We start from the raw sequence: 15,174 nt of genomic DNA on the forward strand, positions 1-15,174 counted from the left end.
TGGTTGCGGCCCGGTGAATTGTGGCCGAACATTTCGATCATGACCGATATCGAGACGGACGTGCTGGTCCTGGGCGGTGGCCCCGCCGGGATCTGGGCGGCCCTCTCGGCGGCGGCGAGCGGTGCCGCGGTGGTGCTCGTCGACAAGGCGCGGTGCGCGGGCAGCGGTCCGGCTGCCGAGGGTGTGCACACGCTGTGGAACCTGCCGCCCGGTCCCGGTCGCGAGGAGGCGGTGCGGCGCACCCTGCTGCACGGCGGCGGCCTCGGCGATCCCACCTGGATGCATCGCGTGCTCGACGAAACATACCGTCGGACAACGGAATTGACCCGGTGGGGATACCGGGTGCCCGGCGCGCGGCGTTCCGCGACGCCCGCCCTCGCACACCTGGACGGCGCCCGCTACCCGCGGTTGCTGCGACGCACGCTGCGGCTGCTCGGCGTGCGGGTGCTCGACCGTCATCCGGCCCTGCACCTGCTGACCGACCGCGACGGCGTGGTCGCCGGCGCGGCGGGCGTGCGCACCGGCGACCGGTGCCGGCCGTGGACCGCCCGCGCGGGGGCGGTGGTCCTGGCCACCGGCGGCTGCGCGTTCGGCTCCGGCGCGGCGGGCACCGCGGGCGCCACCGGCGAGGGGCTGCTGATGGCGGCCGAGGCGGGGGCGCGGCTGTCGGGCATGGAGTTCTCCTGCGGCTACGGCCTGGCCGTGGCCGCGCATCCGGCCGGGCCGGTGCTGCGGTCGGCGCGGGCGCTGCAACCGGCGTTGCGGTCGGCCACCCTGGTGGACGAGGACGGCGCGCCGCTCGCGGGGCACCGGTCCGCGGCGCTGGCCGCCCTGGCCGACGGCAGGCGGGTCTACGCGCTGCCCGCCGGGCTGCTCGTCGCCACCCGCGAACGGCTCGAACGCCTCGGCCTCATCGACGCGGCGGGCCGGGTGCCGGTGCGGGCGGTGCTGGAGGGCACCGTGCGCGGTACCGGTGGCCTGCGCCTCACCGGCACCGACTGCGCGACCACGGTGGCGGGGCTGTATGCCGCGGGCGACGTCGCCGACCGGGAACAGATCAGCGGCGCGGTGAGCGGATCGGGCGGCCACCACGCCGCCTGGGCCATCGCCTCCGGCGCGTGGGCGGGCGCGGCGGCGGCCGGATACGCGCGCGGCCGCGGCATCCCCGCCGCGGCGTTCCCCGTGCCCGGCGCCGGGCTGGCCGCCCGGGCGAACCTGGATCCGCGCGCCGTGGTCGGCCTGGTGCAGGAGCACACGCTGCCCTTGCGGCGCAGCTATCTGCGCAGCGCCGACAGCCTGCGCGACAGCATCGCCGAACTCGACGCGCTGTGGCCGGGCGCCCGCTTCGAACTCGGCGGGTACGGGCACGGGCGGGTCCGCGCCCGCGAGGCCGCCGCGCTGCTGGCCGTCGCGCGCTGGGCCGACCACGCCGCGCTCGCGCGCACCGAGAGCCGGGGGATGCACCGCAGGACCGATCATCCGGGCGCCGCGCCGGACTGGCGGGTCCGGCTGCTGGTCGGCGGACTCGACGAGATCCGGGTCGAGCGCGAGCGCCCGCCCGCCGCGCGCGAGACCGGTCGCGGCCGGGGCAGCACCACCCCGCGTTCGGCGCGCGTGCGCGGGTCGAGCGGTCCCGGCCTCACGCCCGGCGGCGCGGTGCCGTTGTGACAGCTCACCGGTGCGCCTGCGGCGGCGGCGAGTTTCCCCTAACCCGGAGGTAATTCCGCGGTTCTAGGCTCCAAGCATGGCGAGCAACCGGGATCCGACACACCGGTTTGGCAAGTCGTCTGCTCGGCTGGCAGAATGTTGCGGATTCCGTACCTACGCCACCGCCGGGTTCGTGAATCCCGGTGACCCCGCCGCCCGACGTACCGTCGCAGCGAGGATCACCCTGTCTGTTCCGTCCGGACCCACCCGTCCGGCTCCCGCTCCGCGATCAGTGCAGCGCCACCTCTCGACATTTCCCGTGACCGTTTTTTCGTGCGGTTCGCGACGACGAAACGTCCCGGTCGGCGCGCCCGATGAGCGGTAACAAGCATCACAAATCAACTACCCGGCGGTAACCGTCCCCCGGTTGAGCCCGACCCGAGCAGGAGTGAAATCGTGTCACCTGTGACTGACGCACCGAATGCCACCGCGAGTTTGTCCGAAATCACCCACGACGAAATTTTCGCCGGACACCTCGGGGGCAAGCTCTCGGTCGAACTCTCCGCACCGCTGGAGACACAGCGCGACCTGTCCATCGCCTACACCCCCGGCGTCGCGCAGGTCAGCCGCGCGATCGCGCAGGACGAGGCGCTCGCCAAGCGCTACACCTGGACCGACCGACTGGTCGTCGTCGTCAGCGACGGCACCGCGGTGCTCGGCCTCGGTGACATCGGCCCGCGCGCCTCGCTGCCGGTGATGGAGGGCAAGGCCGCGCTGTTCAAGAAGTTCGCCGGGCTGGACTCGATCCCGATCGTGCTGGACACCAAGGACGTCGACGAGATCGTCGAGACCCTGATCCGGCTGCGCCCCAGCTTCGGTGCGGTGAACCTGGAGGACATCTCCGCGCCGCGCTGCTTCGAGATCGAGAAGCGGGTCATCGAAGCCCTCGACTGCCCGGTCATGCACGACGACCAGCACGGCACCGCGATCGTGGTGCTGGCCGCCCTCAACGGCGCGGCCAAGGTGCAGGGCCGCAGCATCGAGGGCCTCAAGGTCGTGGTGTCGGGCGCGGGCGCGGCGGGTGTCGCGTGCACCAACATCCTGCTGGCCGCCGGTGTCGCCGATGTGACGGTGCTGGACTCCAAGGGCATCCTCAGCCGTGAGCGTGGTGACCTCAACGCGGTCAAGGCCGAGCTGGCCGCGCGCACCAACCCGCGCGGGCTGGTCGGCGGCGCCGCCGAGGCACTCGCGGGCGCGGACGTGTTCCTCGGCCTGTCGGCGGGCCTGATCGCCGAGGAGCTGATCGCTTCGATGGCGCCGGAGTCGATCGTGTTCGCGATGTCCAACCCGGACCCGGAGATCCACCCCGAGGTGGCGCGCAAGTACGCGGCCATCGTGGCCACCGGGCGCAGCGACTTCCCGAACCAGATCAACAACGTGCTCGCGTTCCCCGGCGTGTTCAAGGGCGCGCTCGACGCGGGCGCGCGCCGCATCACCGAGGGCATGAAGATCGCCGCCGCGGAGGCCATCCTCGGTGTGGTCGCCGACGAGCTCGGCCCGGACAAGATCGTGCCCAGCCCGCTCGACCCGCGGGTCGCCCCGGCCGTGGCCGAGGCCGTCGCGGCCGCCGCTCGTGCGGAAGGCGTTGCGTAACAGCTGAATACGCACGGAACGAGGCGCCCCGCTCGATGGTGAGCGAGGCGCCTCGGTGCTGTCCGGGCCGGGCGGCGGTAGATTCTGCACGAGCCCGTCCCCGGCCGGGCGGGTCCTTGGCCGTTCCCGACTACGGAGAGTTGGTGTCGCCGTATGCCTTCCACCGCGCCGCGGCGGGTGCTCGCCCGGATGCTCGTCGCCGCGCTGGCGGTGTTCGCGGTGTCGTGCGGGAGCGCCGAGGACGAACCGGTGTTCGTGGTCGGCGCGGGGGACAGCGCCGAATCCCGGGTGCTGGCCGAGATTTACGCGGGCGCGCTCGCCCGCACCGGCCTGCCCGTGCGGGTGCGGACCGGACTGGGGGACCGGGCGGGCACGCTGGCCGCGCTGGACGCGGGCGCCGTCGGACTGGTCGGCGAGCACACCGGTGCGCTGCTCGCGGCGTTCGACGGCACCGCGGAGGCCACGACTCCGGCCGAGGTCGGCACCGCGCTGAATCGTTCCCTGCCCGAGGGAGTGGTGGTCGCCGACCCGGCCGAGAGCGCCGACCTGCGCCCCCGCCTGCTCGTCGAGCCGGTGGCGGCTCGTCGTGACGGCCTCGACTCGGTGCGCGCGCTGATCCCGCGCTGCCCGGCGACCACGGCCGGTGTCGCGACGGTGCCCGGCCTGCTGCCCCCCGGCGCCGCGATCCGGGTGGCGGGGTGCGAGTTCGCCGCCGTCACCTCCTTCCCGTCACCGGAGGCGCTGGTGCAGGCGTTGCGCGCCGGCGTGGTCGGCGTCGGCGTCCTGACCGGCCCGCCCGAACTCGTCCCCGCCGCCGAGGGACTGACCGTGCTCGCGGACGAGGACTTCGCGGTGCGCGCGGAGAACGTCGTCCCCCTGCTGCGCAAGGGCGTGCTCGACGACCAGCGGACGCGGAAACTCAACTACGTCGCGGGTGAGCTGACCACCGCGGAACTCGTCGAGCTGGTCCGCGCCGTCGGCACCGGCAGCGCCCCTGCCGAGTCGGCCCGCCAGTGGCTCGACGCGCACGGACTCTGATCGACGCATCGCCGCCGGGGCGCGAGGCCTGGATCACAGTCAGTCCCCTTGTCGCCGCATCCACCGTCGCCGTATATTCCACGTGGAGTATTTCGTGTGGAGTATGTCGGTTGACCGCGGAATGATCGGTGGCGCATCCGGCGCGGACGAGACGGAAGGTGGCGAGAATGGGGCAGGGGCGCGGCAAGCCGACCGCACTGGCGGTCTCGGTGCTCGCGCTGCTCGAGGAGCGGCCCATGCATCCCTACGAGATGTATCAGACGCTGATCGAGCGCCGGGAGGACATGCTGGTCAAGGTCCGCCCCGGCTCGCTCTACCACACGGTGGCGCGGTTGGCCGATCAGGAACTGGTGCGCGCCGAGGGCGTGGACCGTGCGGGCAACCGTCCCGAGCGCACCACCTATCGCATCACTCCGCGGGGCCGCGCCGCGCTGCGCGACCGGATCACCGACATCCTGCGTGCCCCGGTGCCCGAGTACCCCGAGTTCCCGCTCGCCCTCGCCGAGGCACACAACCTGCCCGCCGAGGAGGTGCTCGCCCTGCTGGGTGAGCGCATCGCCCACCTCGACCACTACCTGGCCGATCTGGACGCGATGATCGCCTGGGCCGAGCGCAAGGGCATCGCCCGGCGCTACTGGCTCGTCCTGCCGTACCTGCGCGCGACCGTGCGGGCGCAGCGGGACTGGCTGGCCGGCTTCACCGCCGAGCTCGCCGCGGGCGAGCCGGCCTGGGAGGAGTTCGAGCCGACCGGCGCGCGCCGCACGCCCGCGCCGGCCACCCCGTGGGACGGCGACGAGGCCGACCCGCCCCGGCGCCGCGCCGCGCGCACGCCGCCCAGCCGCCGTCCCCCTCGATCGTTCCGATCGCCCCCAGATAGGAAGCACTTCCGTGTCGACCCAACGCAATCCGTGGCTGGCGCTGTTCGCGCTGGTCGTCGGCTTCTTCATGATCCTGTTGGACATGACCATCGTCGCGGTCGCCAACCCGGCGATCATGACCGACCTCGGCGCCGACATCTCCCAGGTCATCTGGGTGACCAGCGCCTACCTGCTCACCTACGCCGTGCCGCTGCTCATCACCGGCCGCCTCGGTGACCGCTTCGGCCCCAAGAACATCTACCTGGCCGGTCTGGCCGTGTTCACCGCTGCCTCGCTGTGGTGCGGCATGTCGAACAGCATCGAGATGCTGATCGCCGCGCGCGCCGTGCAGGGCCTCGGCGCGGCGCTGATGACCCCGCAGACGATGGCGGTGATCACCCGCACCTTCCCGCCGGACAAGCGCGGCGCCGCGATGGGGCTCTGGGGCGGCGTCGCGGGCCTGGCCACCCTGGTCGGGCCGATCCTCGGCGGCGTGCTGGTGGACGGCCTGAGCTGGGAGTGGATCTTCATCGTCAACGTGCCGGTCGGCGTGCTCGCCTTCGCGCTGGCGGTGTGGCTGGTGCCCGCCCTGCCCACCCACGAGCACAAGTTCGACATCCCCGGCGTCGTGCTCAGCGGACTCGGCATGTTCCTGCTGGTGTTCGGCATCCAGGAGGGCAACACCTACGACTGGTCGGTGCGCATCTGGCTGCTGATCGCCGCGGGCATCGTGGTGCTGGGGCTGTTCGTGGTCAACCAGGCGCGCAACACCGGCGAGCCACTGGTCCCGCTCGGACTGTTCCGGGTCCGCAACTTCGCGCTGTCCAACATCGCCATCGCCGCCATGGGCGCGGCCGTGACCGGATTGATGGTGCCGGTCTACTTCTACCTCCAGGCGGTGCGCGACATGTCGCCGACCAAGTCGGCGCTGGTACTGGCGCCGATGGCGGTCGTCACCGGTTTCGCGGCGCCGGTCCTCGGCCGCTTCGCCGACCGGCTCGCGCCGCGCATCCTGCCCACCATCGGGTTCGCGTTGTTCGCCGCGGTGATCTTCTGGTGGGCGGCGATCATGACGCCGGACTCGGAGCTGGTCCTGTTCCTGGTGTCGGCGGGCTTCGCCGGTTTCGCCAACGCCTGCATCTGGGGCCCGCTGGCGGCCACCGCGACGCACAACCTGCCGGTGCAGCAGGCGGGCGCGGGCTCGGGCATCTACAACACCACCCGCCAGGTCGGTTCGGTGCTCGGCAGCGCGGCGATCAGCGCGTTGATCGCGTCCCGGATGTCGGCGCACGGGCTCGGCGGCGGCCGGGTCGCCGAAGGCGGCGTCGGTCAGGGCCCGATCCCGCCGCATGTGCTCGACGAATTCAGCGCGGCGCTGTCGGAATCGATGATCCTGCCCGCCGCCGTCCTGCTCATCGGCGTGCTTGCCTCGGCGCTGTTCATCGGCCACGGCCCGCGCACCACGGCCGATCAGCCCACCGCCGCGGACGCCGTCTCCGCCTGACCGGCGCGGCGGTGGTCAGCTCACCCGCACGGTGACGCTCGGATAACCGGTCGCGCCGTCCGGCAGGACGTCGGCGACCTCGGCGGTCTGGACCGCGCCGGTGCCGTCGGTGGCGCGGGCGCGCAGGGTGTGCGGTCCGGGCGTGGCGTCCCAGTCGTAGACCCACTGCCGCCAGGTGTCCACCGATTGCTCGGCGGACAGGCGGGCCTGCTGCCAGGGCCCGCCGTCGACCTGCACCTCGACCGCCGCGATGCCGCGATGCTGTGCCCACGCGACTCCGGCGACCGGCACCGGGCCGGGGCTCGGGCGCGAGCGCGGGCCGGGTGTGTCGATGCGGGTGCCGGTTTTGATCGGGCCGAGGGCCGACCAGCCGCGGCGGGTCCAGTACGCGGTGGCGCGATCGAACCGGGTGACCTCCAGTTCGGTCACCCACTTGGTCGCCGAGACGTATCCGTAGAGGCCGGGCACCACCAACCGGGCCGGGTAGCCGTGCCGCACCGGCAGCGGTTCGCCGTTCATGCCGATCGCCAGCAGCGCGTCGCGTCCGTCGGTCAGCACCGCCAGGGGCGTGCCCGCCGTCCAGCCGTCCTTGCTGCGCGAGAGCACCATGTCGGCCTCGGGCAGCGGGCCCGCCTCGGCCAGCAGTTCGTCGAGGCGATATCCCCGCCACAGCGCGTTGCCGACCAGGTCGCCGCCGACCGGATTGGACACGCAGGTCAGCGTGACCAGCCGTTCCACCGCGGTGCGCCGGGCCAGGTCGTCCCAGCCGATCCGGATCTCGCGTTCGACCAGCCCGTGGATCCGCAACGACCAATCCCGCACCGACACCTGCGGCAACACCAGGGCGGTGTCGATGCGGTAGAAGTCGTCGGCGCTCGTCAGGTACGGGGTCAGCCCGGGCACCCGCAGATCGGCCGCCGGGTCGATCGCCACCGGCGGCTCACCCGGCGCGGGCAGCTGCACCGCCGCCCGTTCCTGCGTCACATCCCCCGCCGCACCGCGAGCACCCGGCCCGCCGCGCCCGCCGCCACCGCCGCACCACCGGCGATGACCAGGCCGCGCAACAGTTCTCGGCGGTCGGCGGCTGCGAGACCCCGCTCGTGCCGCGTCCCGCGCGATTCTCTCCAGGTGCCCGCCGCCCTCGGCTGGGACTCCGGCGCAGGCGTACGACGCGGGAGTCGGCCGGGGGCCGGATCGGGTCGGTGCGTCTCGTCGCGCGATGGTCCCGAGAGGCCGGTGTCGCTGCGCCCGGGCTGTGCGGCGGGTGTCCGGCGCGGCTGTGATCCTGCCTCGCCGCGGGTGTCGTCCACCGGGCCGGTGGGGTGTCGCACATCGGGCGCCTGCTCGTCCGGCCGGCGCCGAGACGCCGACGCGCCCGGCCCGTGCTGCCCGGTCTCCGCGCCGCGCGCACCGGCTCCGGCCGCGGCTGCCGCGTCGATCCGCCGCGCGAACGAGCGCAACGCCCCGATCCCCGCGCCCACGCCCAGCAGCGTCGGCACCGCGGCGAGCAGACCGTACCGGTCGGCGGCGAGCACCGCCGCGACCGCGCCGAACAGCGCGAACAGCGCCGATCCGAACGCCCGTCGGTCGCGTTCGACGGCGCCCGCGACCCCGGCGAGCAGGACCGCGGCCGCGCCCATGACGAGGAACAGCACGGCCTTGTCGGCGGTGCCGAAGGTCTGGATCGCCCACTCGCGCAGCCCGTCCGGGGTGTGGTCGACCACCGCGGCGCCCAGTACGTAGGGCGGCGCGCTACCCGGCCGCAGCAGGGCCGCGAGGAGTTCGGCCAGGGCGAGCGCCAGCCCCGCGCTCACCAGCCCGGCGGCGATCCGCCACCGCAGTACCATGCCGCGAGCCTACTGCCGCCCCGGCCCCGCCGGCCGACCAAGCTCTACCTCGGCTGCTCAGGCGTAGATCTTCTCCACCTCGGCCGCGTACTGCTTCATGACCACCGCGCGCTTGAGCGACATCTTGGGGGTCAGCTCGCCGCCTTCCTGGGTCCAGTCCACGGTCAGGATGCGGTGCTTCTTGATCTGTTCGGCGTGCGAGACCTTCTTGTTGGTCTCGGCCACCGCGGCGTCGATCTCGGCGACCAGTTCGGGATGCTCGACGACCGTCTCGATCGCGGTGTCCGCGGCCAGGCCGTGCCGTTCCTTCCACCCCGGCAGCGCCTCCGGGTCGAGGGTGATCAGCGCGCCGATGAACGGCTGGCCGTCGCCGACCACCATCACCTGGCTGATCAGCGGATGCGCGCGCAGCGAGTCCTCGAGCAGCGCGGGGGAGACGTTCTTGCCGCCCGCGGTGACGATGATCTCCTTCTTGCGGCCGGTGATCGTGATGAACCCGTCGGCGTCGATCGCGCCCAGGTCACCGGTCTTGAACCAGCCGTCGGCGAAGGCCTCCTCGGTGGCGGCCTCGTTGCCCCAGTAGCCGTTGAACACCACCGGGCCGCGCAGCAGCAGCTCGCCGTCCTCGGCGATCTTGGCGGCGTGGCCCTCGATCGGGCGGCCGACCGAGCCGACCCGGATGTGCTCGGGGGTGTTCACGCTGAACGCGGCCGTGGTCTCGGTCAGGCCGTAGCCTTCGTAGATCGTCACGCCGACGCCGCGGAAGAAGTGGCCGAGCCGCGCGCCCAGCGGGCCGCCGCCGGAGACGGCCGCCTCGCACTGCCCGCCCAGCGCGGTCTTGAGCTTGCTGTAGACCAGCTTGTCGAACAGGGCGTGCTTGAGCTTGAGCACCAGGCCGGGGCCGCCGTTGTCGAGCGCCTCGCTGTACTCGATCGCGGTCGCGGCGGCGGCGTCGAAGATCTTGCCCTTGCCGCCGTCGTGCGCCTTCTGCTTGGCGCCGTTGAACACCTTCTCGAACACGCGCGGCACCGAGAGGATGAAGTGCGGCTTGAACGCGCCGAACTGGTCCACCAGCGTGGTCCAGTCGGAGGTGTGGGCGACGATCACCTTGGCGTCGAAGGCCGCCAGCGCCACCGCGCGGGCGAACACGTGCGCCAGCGGCAGGAACATGAGGGTCTTCTTGCCCTCGGTGACGTACTTGCCCAGGGCGATGCGATCGGCGGTGGACTCCGCCCACAGGTTGGCGTGCGAGAGCATGACGCCCTTGGGCCGCCCGGTGGTGCCCGAGGTGTAGATCAGGGTGGCGGGCGAGCTCGCGCCGACCTGCTTGCGCCGCTCGTGTACGACCTGGTCGTCGAGGTCCTTGCCGCGCTCGATCAGGTCGTCGACGGCGCCCTTGTCGATCTGCACGATCTCGGCGAGGTCGGGCAGCGCGCCGGTCTCGATCTCGTCGATCACGGCGCGGTGCTTGTCGCTGTCGACCACCAGCAGCTTGGTGGCGGAGTCCTGCAGGATCCACTTGGCCTGCTCGGCGGAGGAGCTGTCGTAGATGGCGACGGTGCAGCCACCGGCGGCCCAGACGGCGAAGTCGAGCACCTGCCACTCGTAGCGGGTCGGCGCCATGATGGCCACGCGGTCGCCGAGTTCGATGCCCGCGGCGATCAGGCCCTTCGCCACACCGGTGACGGTCTTCGCGAACTGCGACGCCGTGACGTCCTTCCAGCCACCACTGCCGTTCGGCACGTTGAACAGCACGGCGTTCGGCGACTGTTCGGCATGGCGGAAGACGTTGTCGGAATTGTTCGCGTCATCCGGGATTGTGTAGGAAGCCGGGACTTCGAACTCTCGCATCAGTGCCCTTCCACGTGTGTTTACTCGCCAGTAATCTACGACACCTTGATCCGGGGTGTCAGTCCGGCCGCCGAATCCCGGCAGCGGATCAACCCAGGTGGCGCATGTCCACCGGTTGCAGTGCCTCACGCAGGAACTCCGACAATTCGCGCACCGCCGCGGCCGCAGGCGCCGCCAGCGACGCCTGCAGCTGCGCGACGTGCCACAGCCCACGGCTCTCGGTGAACCGCACGTGCACGCCCGCGTCGCGCAATGCCTGCACCAACTCTACGCACTGCTCATGCAGCAGTTCATCGATATCGGCCTGCACATAGGTGGGCGGCAGCCCGTGCATGGACGCGCGCAGCGGCGCGTATCCGGGCACGCCAGGATCGCCGTCGCCGAGGTAGGCGGCCGCGCAGGCGAGTGCCCACGGCCTGCTCACCACGAGATCGCGCTCGCGCGCCGGGGTGCCGGTCGGGTCCGTCCAGGGCGCGATCAGCCCCAGCGCGGCCGGGCGGCGGTTCTGCTCGGCCAGCAGGCGCTGCGCGGTCGCCAGGCTCAGCCCACCGCCCGCCGAGTCACCGGCGATGGCGATCGACTCGGGCGCGTACCCGGCGGCGACCAGCTCGTCGAAGGCCGCCACCGCGTCGTCGAGCGCGGCGGGGAAGGGATGCTCCGGCGCCAGCCGGTAGTCCAGTAGGAACACCGCCGCGCCCGTCTCGTGCGCCAGCCGCGCCGCCAGCGAGCGATGCGTGGCCATCGATCCCACGGCGTAACCACCGCCGTGCAGGTAGAGCACGGCGGTGGTGGGCTCGGCGCGCCCGGCGGTCAGCTGCTCGGCCGGCCTGCCGCCGAGCCGGGTGCGGCGCACCGTCGTGCCCGCGGGCACGAACTGGATGCGGGAGGCCGCGTCCATCAGGGTGCGCTGCACGGTGAACGGCAGGCGGGCGTTGAGCATCACCCGGAACAGGGGATTGATCGCCGCCCGCAGGACGGGCAGCGGAATGTTCAGATCGCGCAAGGTCGTTCGCTCTCGCTCGGCAACCGGACTCGGGTCAGGGCAGGTAGGGGCCGCTGACCGCGGCCGCGATGCGCTGGTAGCCCGAGGCGGTGACGCGCACGAACAGATCGAGCAACTTGGCCTCCCAGCCGATCAGCACCCGGCCATGCCCCTTGCGCACGCCGTTGACGATCGTCTGCGCGGCCATCTCCGGGGTGTGGATGGCGAGCTTCTTGTCGAACATCGAGGCCGCCGACTTCTCGTCGATGCCCTCGGCGTAGGTGGCGTTGCGCGCCACGGCGGTCTTGATGCCGCCCGGGTGCACGCAGGTGACCTTGACCGGCAGCTTGCCGACCAGCATCTCCTGGCGCAGCGCCTCGGTGAAGCCGCGCACCGCGAACTTGGCCGAGTTGTAGGCGGCCTGGCCGGGCACGGCGATGAGCCCGAACAGGCTGGACACGTTGACCACGTGGCCGTCGCCGGACTCGATGAGCATCGGCAGGAACGCCTTGGTGCCGTTGACGACACCCCAGAAGTCGACGTCCATGATCCGCTCGATGTCCTTGAACTCGGACTTGATCACGTCGCCGTGGTGGGCGATGCCCGCGTTGTTGTAGATCTGGTGGACCACGCCGAAGTGCGCCTTCACCGCGTCGGCGTAGAGCAGCACGGCCTCGCGCTCGGCCACGTTCACCCGGTCCGACTTCACCTGCGCGCCGAGCTGTTCACAGCGACGCACGGTCTCGGCCAGACCCTCGGTGTCGATGTCGGACAGCGCCAGGCGCGCGCCGCGCCGGGCCAGGTTCTCGGCCAGGGCCCGGCCGATGCCGGAACCCGCGCCGGTGATCACGCAGACCTTGTCCTTGAAGTAAGCGTCGTTGCTCACGGTCACACAACTTTCAGTTCGGCGGGCGCGGTGGTCGGCTCCGGGGCGGTGTTCTTGTCGGGGGTGGTGCTGGTCGCGTAGGCCGACACGTCGAATTTCCTTGTCAGACTACGGAACCGGAAGGTGAAATCGGGCCACAACGTGGTGTTGTTGCCGTGCTTGTCCAGGTACCAGCTGGCGCAGCCGCCGGTGTTCCACACCGACTTGCTCAGCTTGGCCTGCAGTTCGCGGTTGTATTCGTCCTGCACCTCGCGGCGCACCTCGACGGTGCGCAGGCCGAGGCGGTCGACGGTGGCCAGCGCGTCGGCGATGTAGTTGATCTGCGATTCGATCATGTACACCATCGAGGTGTGGCCCAGGCCGACGTTCGGGCCGAGCAGGAAGAACATGTTGGGGAAGTTCGCCACGGCCGAGCCCTTGTAACCCTGCTGGCCGATGTCGTCGAACACCTCGCTCAGCGTGCGGCCGTCCTTGCCGACGATGGTCTCGTAGGTCGGCGAATCGGTGACGTGGAAGCCGGTGGCCACGATGAGCGCGTCGATCTCGCGCTCGGTGCCGTCCTTGGTGACGATCGAGTGCGGGCGGATCTCGGCGATGCCGTCGGTGATCAGGTCGACGTTGTCGCGGTCCAGCGCCGGGTAGTAGTCGTTGGAGATCAGCATGCGCTTGCAGCCGATGCGGTAGTTCGGGGTGGCCTTGCGGCGCAGCTCCGGATCGCTGATCTCGTAGCGCAGCTTGGCTTTCGAGATCAGCTCGAAGGCCTGCATGAGCGGCGGGAACTTGGCGAGGCCGACCACCTGGGTCTCGCGCGCGGCGTAGATCGCGGCGCGGGAGAGTCGCTGCACGCCGGGAATGTGCTTGAACGCCAGCCGTTCCGGCAGGGTGTAGGGCCGATCGAAGCGCGGTAGCAGCCACGGCGCGGTGCGCTGATAGACGTCGAGGTGGCCCACCTGCGGCGCGATGGCGGGCACGATCTGGATCGCCGAGGCGCCGGTGCCGATGATGGCCACCCGCTTGTCGGTGAGGTCGGCGCTGTGGTTCCAGCGGGCGGAGTGGAAGATCTCGCCGTCGAAGCTGTTGATGCCCTTGATATCGGGCAGCGCGGGCTCGCACAGCGCGCCGACCGCGGAGACCACGGTGTCGGCGGTGAAGGCGCCCTGGCTGGTGGCGATCTCCCACTGCGCGGTCTCGGCGTTCCACCGGGCGCCGGTGACGTCGCAGTCGAAGATGTGCTTGTCGAGCACCTGGTACTTCTCGGCCACCGAGCGGATGTACTGCTGGATCTCGCCCTGGCGGGAGAACGAGCGCGACCAGTCCGGGTTCAGCGCGAAGGAGTACGAGTACAGGTGCGAGGGCACGTCGCAGGCCGCACCCGGATAGGTGTTGTCCCGCCAGGTGCCGCCGACATCGCTGCCGCGCTCCAGGACCAGGTAGTCGGTGCGGCCCTGTTGCCTGAGGCGGATGGCCAGGCCCAATCCGGCGAACCCGCTGCCGATGATGATCGTCTTGGCGTGGCGGGTGGGCCGGTCGCCGACAGCATTGTCTGTAACCTTGCGACTCATGTAACCCAGATTACGGCGCTATTGAGCAGGAGTCAACAGTATTGAACGACGTTCAGTAACATGAGTACCGTGAAGAGCAGCAGCCCCGGCGGAACCGCGAAACGAACCCGGCTCAGCCCCGAGGAGCGCCGCAAGCAGTTGATCGCGCTCGGGGCGCGGATGCTCGGCGAGCGCGCCATCGAGGACATCTCCGTCAGCGAGATCGCCGCCGAGGCGGGCATCTCCCGCGGCCTGCTGTTCCACTACTTCCCGACCAAACAGGACTTCCAGCTCGCCATCGTCCGCCACGCCAACGCCGAACTGCTCGAGCGCGTGACCCCCGACCGGACGCTCGGCATCACCGACATGGTGCGTGACTCCATCGAGCGCTACGTCGACTACGTCAGCCAGAACCGCACCTCGTACCTGGCCCTGCTGCGCGGACCCACCAGCGTCAACCCCGACCTCGGCCCGCTGGTCGAATCCACCCGCGACGCCATCGTCCAGCTCATCCTCACCGAGGCCCCGATCGAGGTCGCCGAGGCCGACCGCCCCCGCCTGCTGCTCGGCATGCGCGGCTGGATCGCCTTCGTCGAGGAGACCACCCTCACCTGGCTGCGCACCGAACCCATTCCCCGCGAACAACTCATCGACCTGCTCGTCGACTCCCTGCTCAACCTCGCCGCAGCCCTCGAACCACAACTGGCGGCGGCACTGCGCTCCTGACGCTCAGTGCAGGTGGGCGGCCAGGTGCGGGACGGCTTCGGCCGGGTGTTCGGCGTCGATCGCGGCGGCGATTTCGCGGTAGGCCCAACCGGTTTCGGTGCGGTCGAGGGTGCCCACCAGGAAACCGTGCGCAGGATCTTCCAGGACGTAGTGGGCGAATTCGGTGCCGGTCTCGCCGTTCACCAAGCGGCAGAAGGAGTTTCGTACCTCATCCAGGGTCTGGCCGGTGTAGGAGGTCACCAGGAGCACCACCGTGGTCACCGCGGGGGCGATGCGGGTGAGGTCGAGGGTGATGATCTCGTTGTCCCCGTCGCCCTCACCGTTGGTGCTGTCGCCGAGCAGGCGCACCGCACCGTCCTGGGAGGACAACTGTTCGTGGTACACCACATCCGCCAGCGCGTCCCCCGCGAACAGCAACGCCGCGGCGTTGAGATCGATCTCGCGTCGCCCGCGCAACCAGCGGCTCCGGTCGGCCGGATCCCACCCCAGCCCCATCGTCACGAACGACAACCCCGTCTCGGACACCCGCACCCTCTCGCCGAACCACGCGACGCCGGTGGGCATCGCGCCACCCACGCTATACCGGTCCAGGGGCAGCCGTCCGGCTTCGTCCACAGGTCGACCACCGTCGGTCTTCCGTAG

At 71.3% G+C, this 15,174-nt stretch carries 10 protein-coding genes and 2 pseudogenes; 6 read left to right on the top strand and 6 right to left on the bottom strand.

Going from position 1 to position 15,174, the window contains the following annotated elements:
- The first annotated feature begins 39 nt into the window (after window positions 1-39).
- From AMO33_RS25340 to AMO33_RS25360, 5 genes and pseudogenes are all read left to right on the top strand, one after another.
- Window positions 40-1,668 carry an FAD-dependent oxidoreductase gene (locus tag AMO33_RS25340; RefSeq protein WP_060595147.1) on the top strand — a complete coding sequence of 543 codons (1,629 nt, stop codon included), beginning with the start codon at window positions 40-42 and terminating at the stop codon, window positions 1,666-1,668.
- Window positions 1,669-2,103: 435 nt separating this feature from the next.
- Complete coding sequence (locus tag AMO33_RS25345; RefSeq protein ID WP_060594527.1) at window positions 2,104-3,300, top strand: NAD(P)-dependent malic enzyme; 1,197 nt, start codon at window positions 2,104-2,106, stop codon at window positions 3,298-3,300.
- 153 nt (window positions 3,301-3,453) lie between these two features.
- Window positions 3,454-4,338: a glycine betaine ABC transporter substrate-binding protein gene (locus AMO33_RS25350; protein WP_060594528.1), complete on the top strand. Its 885-nt coding sequence runs from the start codon at window positions 3,454-3,456 to the stop codon at window positions 4,336-4,338.
- 251 nt (window positions 4,339-4,589) lie between these two features.
- Window positions 4,590-4,715 (top strand): annotated as a pseudogene (locus tag AMO33_RS32895) (PadR family transcriptional regulator); the annotation flags it as partial.
- Between the two features lie 511 nt (window positions 4,716-5,226).
- A complete protein-coding gene (locus AMO33_RS25360; protein ID WP_060594529.1) occupies window positions 5,227-6,699 on the top strand; it encodes a DHA2 family efflux MFS transporter permease subunit in 1,473 nt (490 codons plus the stop codon).
- A gap of 15 nt (window positions 6,700-6,714) precedes the next feature.
- On the opposite strand, the pseudogene AMO33_RS25365 reads toward AMO33_RS25360, so the two are convergent.
- The 5 genes and pseudogenes from AMO33_RS25365 to AMO33_RS25385 form a co-directional block, all read right to left on the bottom strand.
- A pseudogene (locus AMO33_RS25365) lies at window positions 6,715-8,546 on the bottom strand (sulfite oxidase).
- A 57-nt stretch (window positions 8,547-8,603) separates the two neighbouring features.
- Window positions 8,604-10,397, bottom strand: coding sequence for an AMP-dependent synthetase/ligase (locus AMO33_RS25370; RefSeq protein ID WP_011211239.1), 1,794 nt, complete (start codon window positions 10,395-10,397; stop codon window positions 8,604-8,606).
- An 88-nt stretch (window positions 10,398-10,485) separates the two neighbouring features.
- The gene (locus AMO33_RS25375; RefSeq protein WP_060594530.1) at window positions 10,486-11,400 is read right to left on the bottom strand and encodes an alpha/beta hydrolase; all 915 of its coding nucleotides are present in this window, start codon (window positions 11,398-11,400) and stop codon (window positions 10,486-10,488) included.
- Between the two features lie 34 nt (window positions 11,401-11,434).
- Complete coding sequence (locus tag AMO33_RS25380) at window positions 11,435-12,265, bottom strand: SDR family NAD(P)-dependent oxidoreductase (RefSeq protein WP_041561343.1); 831 nt, start codon at window positions 12,263-12,265, stop codon at window positions 11,435-11,437.
- Window positions 12,266-12,267: 2 nt separating this feature from the next.
- Complete coding sequence (locus tag AMO33_RS25385; protein ID WP_060594531.1) at window positions 12,268-13,827, bottom strand: flavin-containing monooxygenase; 1,560 nt, start codon at window positions 13,825-13,827, stop codon at window positions 12,268-12,270.
- Window positions 13,828-13,887: 60 nt separating this feature from the next.
- Between AMO33_RS25385 and AMO33_RS25390 the strand changes: the two genes are divergently transcribed.
- Window positions 13,888-14,532, top strand: a complete 645-nt coding sequence (locus AMO33_RS25390; protein WP_060594532.1) for a TetR/AcrR family transcriptional regulator — start codon at window positions 13,888-13,890, stop codon at window positions 14,530-14,532.
- 3 nt (window positions 14,533-14,535) lie between these two features.
- Here AMO33_RS25390 and AMO33_RS25395 read toward each other — a convergent pair whose 3' ends face one another.
- Entirely contained in the window at window positions 14,536-15,096 is a 561-nt protein-coding gene (locus AMO33_RS25395) for a TerD family protein (RefSeq protein ID WP_076573931.1), read from the bottom strand.
- Window positions 15,097-15,174 lie beyond the last annotated feature (78 nt).

Source organism: Nocardia farcinica (assembly GCF_001182745.1).
GTDB lineage: Bacteria > Actinomycetota > Actinomycetes > Mycobacteriales > Mycobacteriaceae > Nocardia > Nocardia farcinica.